Raw genomic sequence first — 12,620 nt, 5'->3', positions numbered from 1 at the left:
GAGATGCGCAAGGACCTGTACGCCATGGTGGAGCGGGCGACCGCGGCCGGGCGGGCGGACAGCCTGGCGGCGCTCACCGCCTTCCACCTCGACGAGGCGGGCGTGCTCGCGGCGGACCGCGCCCGGCACCTCACCGTCGTCGGGAACCGCGTACCGGGCCTGAACTGGGACGGGTCCGACACCGCCGAACTGGACGGCCTCTTCGTCGAGGGCCTCACGCCCGACCCGTCGGGCGGCTTCCTTCCGGGGATGCCGGACCTGGCCCCGTGGCCGTGGGACGTGACGCCCTACGTGGTCCTGGCCGACGGGCGCCACGACGCGGTGACGGCACGGCTGCCCGACGGCACGACACAGGACCTGGACCCGGACGAGTTCGCCGAACTGGTCGCCGCCGACCCGGCGCTGAAGGGCCTGCCCGCGGGCGCCCCGATCGTGCTGGCCGTGCCCTTCGCCGGCGACCGCTACCTCGACCTGCCGAGGAAGCTCGCGGACCGCACCGGCCGCACCGTGTGGGTGCACAGCGGCCTGGCCCGCCGCCACCCCGACCCGGCCACCGCGCAGAGCACCATCGCCGTGATCCGGCGGGACGGGCTGCCGCACGGCTCCTGGCTGCCGGTCCGGCCCGGACTGGCGCCCGACACCGACGACGGCGCCCCCGACTGGCACCGCGACGTGGTGTCCCAGCCCGTCGTCAGCACGCTGACCGGGCAGCAGATCGGCCGCAGCCTGCACGATCCGTCCGAACTGCCCTCGCGCGAGGACCACTTCGCGGCCCTCGACCAGATGACGCAGTTCGTGCACTTCAACCCGGCCACGGGCACGTACTCCGCCAAGCTGCCGCTCCCCGACCCCGGCCCGAAGGACAAGGCGTACCACCTCGCGGGCCACGGCCTGCCCGGCGCCCTGGTGATGCCGCTGGCCGGCGGCGGGTCGCGGACGGCCGACCGGCACGAGGCGGGGGAGTGGCTGCGCCGCCGCAAGAGCCTGTCCGGACGGCCCGCGGACCACTGGGTCGACATGGTGGTCTGCTACTCCTCGGCCCCGCAGGACGGCGCGGTGCAGGACCTCTCGCAGGTCGGTTCCTCCTTCCCGGTGCCGTTCGCCGCCGATCCGCTCGAGGACGACGCGATCTCCCTGGGCCAGCACCTGTCGAACACCACCGGCCGCACGGTGCGCATGTCCTACGCCCTCCAGGGCGCCTTCCACTACCAGGACGACCCGGTGCGGGTGCTGTTCACCGACGCCCGCGGACGCCGCTGGTGGTGGGAGACCAGCCGCCCGGAGCCCGGCGAGGCCGAACTGGACCGGCTGGCCACCCTCGCCGGCATCGAGGGCGAGCCGACACCGCGGACCCGGGCCGAACTGCTGCGCGTGGTGCGGACCCTGCGGCTGGTCCTCGGACCCGACGTGGAGGACGCCGACGACTACCCGACGCTCCTCCTCGGCGCCGCCGCGATCGACAACATGTGGCACGTCGATCCGGACCTCGGCCCGACCGGCCCGTTCTCGCCGGACCTGCTGCGCCGGGTCGTCGCGGCGCACCCGCAGGCCGCGTCCGGGGCGGACCGGCAGGCCACCCGCCGGGTGCTGGCCGCGGCGGCGCGGACGTGGCGGTCCGGGGCCCGGCTGGGCGTGAGCCGGTTCGTGCAGCTGCCGGTGCCGCTCTCGGCCGCCGGCTGGCTCCGGGACACCGCCGCGGTGGAGGCGGCGGCCGTCGCCGCGCTGAAGCTCGCCGGCCCCGACGACGTGGGACCGGCCGTGCGGGCACGGATGTTCTGGGCGCGGGTCAAGGCGGAGGAGACGCTGCGGGCGGCCGGCCCGGACGTGGACGCGCTCACCACGAGGGTGCTGCACCTCGACCCCGCCGTCGAGGTGGACGACACGCTGCGCGGCGACGCGCTGACCCTGCTCACCCGCGGTTTCGCGGCGGGCCGTGACATGACCGACGCGGACGTGGCAGCGGCGTACGACCTGGAGGCGCGCGGTGCCTTCGACGGGTCCGAGGCGTCCCCGACCATGGGGCTCGTGCTGGGCGACGGCCGCGACTGGAAGGACGGCACGGCCCCGCTGCCGGCGCTGGACGGCTTCCGGGTGGCGGACGCGGTCGTCGACGCCCCGTGGGCCGGACAGGACGCGTCGGGCAAGGACAAGCCCGTCCCGTACCTGGTGCGGGCGTCCGTCGACCTCCAGGACGGCAACCTCCTGCACGTGGGCTTCGGCGGCGAGTCGTTCCCGGTGCCGGCCGCAGAGTTCGCCGAACTGCTCGCCGCGGACGTGCGGTTGCGGCGCAAGGACCTGACGACACCGGTCCTGCTGGTGGTCGACGGCTTCGACGGGCCCGCCCCGGGCGTCGCCGACGTGATCGCCCAGCGGCTGGGCCGCGGCGTGTGGTGGAGCCGCTTCCCGGTGGAGCTGTCGGGGACGGACGACGCGGGCAGCCCGGTGCCCACGCTGGTCGACTCGCTGATCACCCTGACCAGCCCGACGGCCGCCGACTGGCAGGAGGCCCGGCCCGTCGACCAGGGCACGGCCCAGGAGGGCCGCCGCCCGGTCGACCCGCCACTGCCGGCGGCCCCGCGCACCGACACCGGTATCGCTACCGAAACCGGTCCCGGTACGGACACCGGTCCCGGTACGGACACCGATGGCGGTACGGACGCCGATGCCGGGAGCACGGGCGGTGACGGCACGGCGAGCGGTATCCCCGCGAAGGGGCGTTCCTCGGCCGGGGAGCCCATGGAGGGCGTGGAGATGACCTCGGTGCCGGTGCCCACCGGCCCCGCGTCCACCACCCCGGTGTTCACCAGCCCGGTCGTCCCGCCGTCGGCCCGCCCGCTGCCCGCCCTGCCGTCCCGCGGCCTGGTGGCCTACGACCCGGGGAAGACCGCGCCGTCCAGGAACGGCGAGGAGACACTCGAACGGCTGGCGTCGCAGGTGGCGGCCGCCGGACTGCGCAACCGGCGGGCGGGCGCCGCACTGCCGCGCCTGTCGATCACCGGGTACGGCGCCGACGCCCGCCGCGGGGACGGCGCGCAGACCGCCGAACAGTCCGCGACGGCCAGGCGGCGCGGACAGACCGCGCGCACCCAGTTCCTGCGGAGGCTGGACCGCGCGCTGAACGACCTCCAGCAGGGCCTCCCCGCCGGTGAACCGCGCCTGACCGCCGCCGACTTCACCGTCGGACTGCGCGCCCAGGCCCGCGTCCCCGCCGACTGGACGGGCACGGGCGCCCTCGACGGTGTGACCCCGTCCGCCCTGGGCCGGCAGGCGCTGTTCAGCGTCTCCCTGACCCCGGACGCCGCCGCCGTGCAGACACTGGACACCCTGCGCGGCCGCGAACGGGCCCTGCGCACGACCCCGTTGGACGTGGACGGCCTCGCCCGCCGCGTGCTGCACCTCGACCCCGGCGCGACCGTCGGCCAGGACACGCGCGACGCCCTGTTCGGTCTGGTGGACCGGGCGACGGCGGCCGGCGCGGCGACCGGCCTGGCCACGCTGGGCGCGTTCCACCTGGCGGAACTGGGCGTCCTCGCGCCGGACCGCGCACACCACTTCACCGTCGGCGGCCACCGCGTCCCGGGCCTCAACTGGGACGGCGACGACGACATCGCCGAGCTGGACACCACCCGCAGCGACCAGCTGGAGGACAACGCCACCGGCGGCTACGACATCCTCGATACCACGCCGACCCCCTGGCCCACCGGCGTGACCCCCTACGTCGTCGCCGCCGACGGAGGGCACGACCGGGTGGAGGCGCGGCTGCCCGACGGCTCCACGCGCGAGCTGGGCGTCGACGAGTTCGTGGAACTGGTCGCGGCGGACATCGCCCGGGAGGGACTGCCCCAGGGCACCCCGGTCGTGCTGGCCGTCCCCTTCGCCGCCGACGGCTACCTCGACCTGCCGCGCAAGCTCGCCGACCGCACCGGCCTGACCGTGTGGGCGCACAGCGGCGAGGCGACCCTCAGCTCGGCCCCCGGCTCGGCGAGCACCGTCGACACCGTCCGGCGCCCCGGCGTCCCCCAGGGCGACTGGATCGCCAGCCCGCCCGGCCTCGGCCCCGACACCGACGACGACGTACCGGACTGGCACCACGAGGTCGTCACCCGGCCCATCGTCAGCTCGGCGACCGGCAGGCAGATCGGCCGCGCCTCCCACCACGCCGCCGAGTACGCCCGGGACTTCGAGGACGACGACCGCCACCTCGACCGGATGTCGACGTTCGTCCACCTCTACCCGGCCACCGACCGCATCTCCAAGGAGTACGACCTCCCGCGCCCGGGCCCGGAGGACACCGCCTACCGCCTGGACATGCACGGAGAACCCGGTCGCCTCCAGCTGGCCATGCGGGACGGCTCCGTACGGCTCGTCGACGAGCGGGAGGCCGGGCCGTGGCTCAGGCGGCGCAAGAGCCTGGCGAGCCTGCCGAAGGACCACTGGATCGACCTGGTGGTCTGCTGGAGCGGCGCGCCCGGGGACCACGCAGTGCCGGCCCCGAACACCATGACCGACGGCTTCCCCGGCCCGTTCGTCCCCGACCCGCTGCGCGACGTCTCCATGGGCCAGCACCTGGCGAACAGCACCGGCCGCACCGTGCGCCTGGCCTACAGCGCGCAGGGCACCCGGGGGAGCAACGGCCGGTACACGCGCACGCTGTACGCCGACGCGCAGGGCCGCCACCGGGCCTGGGACCTGTTCCGGCCCGAGCCCGCGGACGCGGAACTGGACCGCCTCGCGGAACTCGCCGGGATCTCGCCCGGCGACGGGCAGGTGTCGGACGAGATGCGCGCCGGGACGCTGCGCCTGGTGCGGGCGCTGCGGCTGACGTTCGGGCACGACGTGGACGACGCCCCCGACTTCACGGACCTGCTGCGCGGCGCCGCGGCGATCGACCACATGTGGCGCTCCGACTCGGACTTCGACGACGCCGGCCCGTTCACCCTCGACCTGCTGCGGCGTGTGGTCACCGCGCACCCCGAGGCCGCGTCCGGGGTGAACCAGGACACCACCCGCCGGGTGCTGGCCGCCGCCGCCGAGCAGTGGGCGATGTGGCCGGGCGACCAGCTGGCCGGATTCGTGGACCTGCCGGCGGTGGAGGCCGCCGCCCAGTGGATGCGCGACGGCGACCCCGACGACGAGGCCGCCACCGCCCTGGACATCGAGGCCGACGAGGTCGGCGAGGTCGAGCGGTCGCGGATCTTCTGGGCGCGGGTCAAGGCCGAGGAGGCGCTCACCGCGCCCGGCCCGGACCTGGAGGACTTCATCGGCCAGGTGCTCCACCTGACGCCCGGCGCCCGCCCCGGCGTGGCGGAGCGCGACGAGGCGCGCGACCTGCTCACCCGCGCCTTCGCGGTGGGCCGCGAGGCGTCCGACCCGGACGTGGCGGCGGCGTACGGACTGGAGGAGAGCGGCGCGTACACCGCCACCGGGCTGCGCACGGTCCAGGACGGGGCCCGCGGCGGCGGCCGGGACTTCACCGGCGGACAGCGGCCGCCGAGCGTCGACCTGGCGCAGTTCCGCACGCCCGCGGGGCTGGTGGACGCGCCGTGGAAGCAGGGCCCGGACGCGCCGGTCCCGTACCTGGTGCGGGTCACCCCGGACCGGCAGGACCGGGAGCAGCTGAGTCTGTCCTTCGACGGTGAGTCGTACGTGGTGTCCGCCGACGAGTTCCTCGAACTGATGGCGCACGACCTGCCGTTGATGCGCAGGGAGCTGACCACGCCCGTCGTCCTGGCGTTCGCGGGCCCGTCCGCCGACGCCGGGGACCTGGCGGCGCGGACCGCGCAGTGGCTGGGGCGGCCCGTGTGGTGGACCGACTTCCCGGCGGACCTGTCCGGGACCGGCGACTCCGGTGAGCCGGTGCTGACGCTGCACAGCTGGCCCGCCTTCGGCGGCACCCCGGGCACCGACGCCTGGCACCGGGCGAGCCCGGCCCAGTCCGCCTCCCCGGAGGACGCGCCGCGCACCCTCCCGGCACCGGTGCCCCGCTCCACCGGCCGTGACACCGCACCCCCGGCCGCCCCCACCGGGCCGGGCCGCACCCTGCCGACGGACGCGGACTGGGCCTTCAGCACGGCGCCTGACACGGCGACGTCTGACACGGCGGTGTCCGAGACGGCCGGGTCCGGCAGGGCTGCGTCCGACATGGCCGGGGCCGACATGGCTGGGCGCCACACAGCCGCATCCGACATGGCCGGGCGCCACACGACCGCGCCCGACATGGCCGGGCGCCACACAGCCGCGCCCGACACAGCCGCTCCCACCACCGCCCCCACCGCCCTCACCGCCCCGGACCCCCTGCTGTCCGCCGCCACGCTGCTGACCGGACGCGACGGCACCCCGCGCGGCCGCGACTGGACCGGCACCGGCCTCACCACCCCCGACGTCTCACGGATCCGGCTGTACGAGCAGCGGGACGGCCGGCTGACCCGCGTCTCCGACGAGGCGGCGCCCTGGGGGGACACCGCCTACGTGGTGGCGACCGAGGCCGGCTGGCACGAGGGCCTGATCGCCGACGGCCGTGAGCTGGACCCCGGGGAGCTGGCCGGGCTGCTGGCCGCCGACCCCGCCCTCGCGGCGCTGCCGCCCCACGTCCCGGTCGTGCTGGTGAGCCCCTACGCGGGCGCCCAAGACGGCCAGTTGGCGCGAGCCGTGGCGGAGCGGCTGGGCCGCAGGGTGTGGGCGCCCAGCGGGGACGGACGTCTCCTCGACGACGGCACCGACGGCACCGACGGCACCGACGAGGCAGGCGCCCCCGTGCCGGCGCTCCTCGACGCCGACCCGGACGACGCGTACGGCGACTGGGTGCCGTTCGATCCGCCGGCCGACGCGCCCGCCCCGGCCGTGGACCGCGAGTGGGTCACCGTGGACGGCGTGCGGTTCCGCGACAGCGACGTGGACACCCGCCCGCTGGTCGGCGCGGACCACCGCTTCGAGGGCCGTGAGTCGATGCCGGACGACGGCCGCAGGCGGCTGCGCGAACGACGGCTGCGGCACTACCGCGACATGCGGGAACGCGCCCATGTGCTGCGCGTCGGCGACGAGTTCCACGTCGTCGGCACCGAGGAGACCACCCCGGACCCCGAGGCGTCCGTCTACACCTTCCACGCGCACGGCGTGCCCGGCGGCCTGAAGCTCGCCCACAAGGACGGCCGGGTGCTGCTGCTGGGCGCCGAGGCCGGCGGCCGCTACATCGGCGGGCTGCCCGAGGTGGTCCAGCGGGCCGCCGGCGACGACCTGCACGTCGCGGCCTGCTACGGCGGCGTGGCGGGCGACCCGCGGCGCGAGCAGTCCCTCGTCCGGCCCGCGCCGCCCGTCGAGGACCCCCTGGAGGAGGTCCCGCTCGCGCAGCACGCCGCCAACCACAGCGGACGCATCACCACCGCCGCCACCGGCAGGACCGGCTACAACGACACCGTGCGCCTGCTGGCGGCGACGCCCGACGGCACCCTCACCCGCATGGAGACCTTCCTGCCCGAACCGGTCGACGCGATCGAGGAGGTGGCCGAGGCGGCGGGTCTGCGCCCCCTCCCGCGCCCCTCGGGCGTCCCCGCCTGGGACGAATCGGGCCCGCGCGCCCTGCGCCTCGTGCGGGCACTGAAGCTGGTCTTCGGCAACGAGGTGGAGGCCGACCGCGGCGTGCCCGGCGGCCGGTACGAACGTCTGCTGCGCGGCATCGGCGCGCTGGAGAACCTGCGGGCGAACGACCCCGCCCTGAGCACGCTCACACCACTGCGCATGGACCTGTGGGAAGCCCTCGCCGTCGCCCCGCCCGGCCAACCGGCGCCCGGACCCGCCGACTTCGAGGCCGTCCTCGACCGCGCCCTCGCCGCGCCGCCCGACGCCCCGCTCACCGCCGTATGGGACGCGCCCGCGCTGCGGTCCGCGCTGGACAGGATCGCGGCGGGCGGCGACACCGCCGTGCGGGCGGTGCTGCGGACACCGCCCGCCGAACCGGTCCCGCCGCGCGGCCACGCCCGCGCGCTGTGGGCGATGACCGGCGCGTCCCGCCTGCTGGACGCCAAGTCGCCGCAGGAGCGGGAGCGGTTGGGCCGCGCGGCGCTGCACCTGCCCGCCGACGCCCCGTGGGACCCGGCGGCGGACACCCGGCTGCGGGACCTCGCCGAACAGGCCCTCGCCGCCGGGCGGGACGCGACCCGCACCGGCGACCTGGCCGTCTTCCACCTGGAGACGCTGGGCGCCTTCGCCGACGAGGCCCGCATCCGCACACCCGACGGCACCCTCCAGGGCCGCAACTGGGGCCCCGCCCCGCTCCCCGGCGGACTGGACCCCGCCCGCCTGCGGACGACCACCACCGGCCCCGACGGCACCGCCACCACCACGACCCGGTTCGCGCCGTGGACCCGGCAGGGCGCCCCCGCCCCGTACTTCGCGCACGCGGGGACGGACCCCGACGGCACGGCGGTGCTGCGGCTGCCGGGCGGCACCGTGCGGGTCACCGAGGGCGAGTTCTTCGCCCTGCTGGAGTCCGACCCCGAGCTGCCGCTGACGGACCACCGCCGGCCGCTCGTCCTGCTGACGTCCGGGGACGGCGCCGGCCGGTGGAGCGCCCAGCGCGACTTCGCCCTCCGCAACGACCGGACCGTATGGACGTACGACGGCCCGCTCACGGCGTCCGAGGGCGACCCGGCGCGGCCGGGCCTCGTGACGGACCTGCCCACGAGCACGCCGGACGGGCCTCGGACCGGCACCTGGCACCGGACCCGCCCGGCCCTGCCCTCCGCCGACCCGACCGAACCGCGGGACGACGCCGAATGGCAGGCGACCACCGGCACACCGGCCGCGGCGACGGCCCTGCCCTACTCGGCCGACGGACAGTTCGACCGCCGGTACGAGGAGACGCTGGAGGCCTTCCCGGCCGTCGAAGCGACCGAACGCCACACGGTGTGGGGCTTCGGCCAGGACGACCCGGACTTCCACGTGTTCGCGGCCGAGATCCCCTCGCTCGGACTGCGCGGCGAGTACACCGCCGACGGCCCCTCCGCCGGCGGCGTCACCGACATGGACGGGCGGCTGTACTCCGACGGCCCGTCCTGGGACTGGTACCTGCCCGGCCGTGGACTCGTCGCGTCGTCCCGCCTGGTGACGCGGCCGCAGGACCCGGCCGACCCGGGCTCCCCGCCCGTGCCGGTCACCTGGCCCGCCACCGGACCGGTCAGCCCGACACCGCCGGTCGACCCGGCCACCGTCGCCGCGGACCCGGCCGCCCTGACCGGCGCCACGCTCCCCGCGGCGCTGTGGCGCGACCACGACGGCCCGCTGTACCGCTTCAGCCCCGACGGACCCGAACGGGTCTTCCGCGAGGGGCTCAAGCCGTACGGCCCCGAGATGGTGCACCTCATCGACCACGTCTACGGCGGCAGTTCGCTGGTCCCGGACACCGTCTTCGCGAGCACGACCGCGAACGCCGACTACGTCCGCGACAGCGCCCTCATGAACCCGCGGGGCGCCCCCGCCCTGTTCCGCCGCTACCGCTGGCGCTACGACATCCAGGCCCCCGGCGGCATCGACGTGAACGCCACGCTCGGCCTGGCCTCGCCCTTCCCGGACCAGGAGGAGGTGCTGTTCCCCGGCGGCATCGACCGGCGGTTCATCCGCGGGGTGCAGCCGATGGCCGGTGGCACGCCGGTGGGACCGTACGTCACCAACCCGTTCTTCGCCCCCGCCACGACGGCGGTGACGGACGCGGACTTCGCGGGCCCGTCGGGGCAGACCGCCCGCCCGATCCTGGAGTCCTTCCCTGCCCTGTCCCTGGACGACGACTCGGACTCGGACGACGACCCGCGCCCGCTGCTGTCGCGCGACGACGACTCGGACGACGACCCGCGCCCGCTGCTGTCGCGCGACGACGACTCGGACGACGACCCGCGCCCGCTCCTGTCGCGCGACGACGACTCCGACGACGACCCCCGCCCCCTGCTCTCCCGCGACGACTCCGACTCCGACTCGGACTCCGACTCCGAGCCCGACTCCGACGACGACCCCACGCCCGTGCCCTCGCCCGCGCGGCGCCGGGAGCCGGCCACGGACCGGGAGGGCACCCCGGTGCCGGAGGACCACCGGCGCCGGACCGGTGACCTCCCCGCACCCCCCTGGGCCCTGGCCCGCATCCGCTACGCGCAGGAGGCGCTGATCTTCGAGCAGCGGCTGGCCGACCACCTCGGCGAGCACGAGCAGGTGAACGCCGAGTTCGGCAAGGTCGCACGGGCGTTCTGGGCGATCGCGCTGCACAACCGCACGGACTACCGGCTGTTCGGCAGCAACAGCGGTCTGGGCGGCGGCGCCGTCGGCACCTCGTTCGAGGACCTGGCCCGCGTGGTGGAGTCCGGGAACCTGCGCGAGCGGGTGAACTTCCTGTTCAACGGCGTGGCCAGGGACCTCGTCCCGTACCTCATGGGCGGTGTCGAACCCCAGCACCCGGTGATCGGCATCGAGCGCCGTGACCGGCACCGCACCGAGCAGATGAGGCGGTACGAGCGCGAGCGCGACGAACTCCTCGCGGCGGGTCTGGACCCCGAGGACGAGGACCAGGAGATGGAGGAGCTGGAGGCGCTGGTGCGCACCCCGCTGCGTCCCTGGGAGGTCCGGCCCCCGCTCAGCCCGGCCGAACGGCGCCTCGCGGTCCGGGACGGCGTGCTGCTCTGGTCGCCCGCCGGGCAGACGCACACCCTGCCGATGGTCGCCGACTTCCAGGCACGTTCCGAGGACTCCGGCGGCCTGGTGCTGACCGGTACCTCCGGCAGCGCCTACCGGATCATCACGCACGTGGCCCGGCTGACCCGGCTCGCCGGTGTGCCCGTGGACCTCGGCCTGATCAGGTCCGGACTGGCGAGCGTGCTGGTGGGCGTGGGGCACCACAGCTTCCACGAGGTGATGGTCGGCGCCCAGCACGCGCTGGACGAGTTCGACCGCTCGGCGGCCTCCGTCTACGTGAACAACTGGGGCCGCTACTGGGACGTCCACCCGCTCACCGAGGAGGAACTGCGCACCCACGTCGCCCGTGAGGGCCTGTTCCCGGACGAGCACGCGCGGGCCCTGCTGGACGCGCTGGAGGCCGACCGGGCCGCGGAAGCGGCGGCCGGGGGCGCCGCGGGCGCCGGGGGCGCCGGGGGAGCGGGACGAGCCGGCGGGAACGCCGGTACGAGCGAAGGGAACGACGCCGATGGCCGCCGATGAGGAGACACCCGCACCACCCCCGCCGCCCGCCGCCCGCCCGGCGCCCCCCGCGACCGTCACCCGTGACCGGCCCGGATTCCCGGTGCCGCCCGAGGACATCACCGCCGCGGCCCGTACCGCCCCGGACCACTGGCTGTCGGTGACCGACCGGCACTGGCTCGGCGAGACGGACGACGAGGTCCCGCCCCCGTGGGCGGTGCTCGGCCGCTGGCGCAGCGACGCGCACGGCGAGATCGTCGAGTGGGAGGCCAACCCGGACTACCGGCCCTCACCCGCCGCGCTCGGCTGGGCCCCGCCGGTCAGCGACGCCGACGCCGCCGTGCAGCTCGCCGCCACCGGCTACGGCCCGGACGCCGACGTGGCCGAAGCCCTCGCGGAGGACGGCTCCGTGGCCGTGTGCGTGACCGAGGACGGACAGCCGGCGTGGACCCGGGCACCCGGCGGCGCGTACGCGGTGCCCGTCTTCCCGCCGTCGCCGCGGGCGGCGGCCGACCGGCTGCCCGCGCATGTGATGATGACGCTCCCCGATCTCCTCGACCGGCTGCCGCCCGGCCGGGACGTGCTGTTCCTCAGCGCCTCCGCACCGGCGTCGCTCCTCGTCCCGGCGGACGAACTGCGGGCACGCGCGCAGGAGACGACGGGCGGTCCCGCCCCACGCCCCCGGCACGGCCCGCCGGACCCCCCGGCAGCGGACGCCGCCCGCCCCAGCCCCGACAACACGGACCACCCCAGCAAGCGAGGACACGATGAGTGAGCCCGGCGCCGACGGCCCCGCCGCAGCCCCCCTGGACCCCGCGCCCCCCGAGGAGTTCGTCCAGGCGGCCCGGCTGGCACCCGACCACTGGCTCTATCTGACCGACCCCGCCTGGCAGGGGGAGGGAGCGCCGCCGGAGTGGGCCGTGGTCGGCCAGTGGCGCTCCGACGCCGACGGGGAGATCGTCGAGTGGGAGGACAACGAGGAGTACCGGCCGTCGCCCGAGGCGATGGGATGGCCCGAGCCCGCCGACGACGTGGACCGCGCCGTCCAGCTCGCCACCACCGGGTACGGCCCGGCGGAGGACGTCACCGCCGCCCTGGCGAGGGCCGAGGTCGCGGTGCTGGTCACGGCGGACGGCGAACCGGTGAGCGCGTCGGCGCCCGACGGCACGGCGGTGGTGCCCGTCTACACCTCCCCGCGCTACCTCCACGCCGCCGGCCCGCTCGGCTTCGAACAGCTGCCGGTGACCGACCTGCTCGACCGGATCCCGCCGGGCCACAGCCTCTGCCTCAACAGCTCCGCGCCGGTCAGCATGGTCCTGGCCACGGACGGTCTCGCCGAGGCACTGACTGAGGCACTGACTGAGGCACTGACTGGGGCACCGACAGAGGCACTGCCTGAGGCACCGAAGGAGACACGGACGGACGGCCCGCCCGCCACGGACGCCTGA

At 76.2% G+C, this 12,620-nt stretch carries 3 protein-coding genes (1 of these 3 running past the window's edge); all 3 read left to right on the top strand.

Going from position 1 to position 12,620, the window contains the following annotated elements:
• Tightly spaced (each overlapping or abutting the next), the 3 genes in view from FHX78_RS07680 to FHX78_RS07660 form a layout consistent with a single transcriptional unit that may run on beyond the window.
• A protein-coding gene (locus tag FHX78_RS07680; RefSeq protein WP_167531711.1) for a lonely Cys domain-containing protein crosses the window boundary here: on the top strand, positions 1-11,193 show its final stretch. 28,323 nt of this gene lie to the left of the window's left edge; 11,193 of the gene's 39,516 nt are visible here — the last part of the coding sequence; its start codon lies off the left edge, out of view; its stop codon occupies positions 11,191-11,193.
• On the top strand, positions 11,180-11,947 hold the full coding sequence (locus tag FHX78_RS07665; RefSeq protein ID WP_145871767.1) for a type VII secretion system-associated protein: 768 nt from the start codon (positions 11,180-11,182) through the stop codon (positions 11,945-11,947). Before FHX78_RS07680 ends, FHX78_RS07665 begins: the two co-directional genes overlap by 14 nt.
• The gene (locus tag FHX78_RS07660) at positions 11,940-12,620 is read left to right on the top strand and encodes a type VII secretion system-associated protein (RefSeq protein ID WP_145866706.1); all 681 of its coding nucleotides are present in this window, start codon (positions 11,940-11,942) and stop codon (positions 12,618-12,620) included. Before FHX78_RS07665 ends, FHX78_RS07660 begins: the two co-directional genes overlap by 8 nt.

It is taken from the genome of Streptomyces capillispiralis (assembly GCF_007829875.1).
Taxonomy (GTDB): domain Bacteria; phylum Actinomycetota; class Actinomycetes; order Streptomycetales; family Streptomycetaceae; genus Streptomyces; species Streptomyces capillispiralis.
This window is presented reverse-complemented; position numbering and strand designations above follow the sequence as displayed.

What these genes read in the sequence shown, in the direction of transcription:
- FHX78_RS07665 (WP_145871767.1), top strand. Translation starts at nt 11,180, where the DNA reads ATGGCCGCCGATGAGGAGACACCCGCACCACCCCCGCCGCCCGCCGCC.
- FHX78_RS07660 (WP_145866706.1), top strand. Translation starts at nt 11,940, where the DNA reads ATGAGTGAGCCCGGCGCCGACGGCCCCGCCGCAGCCCCCCTGGACCCC.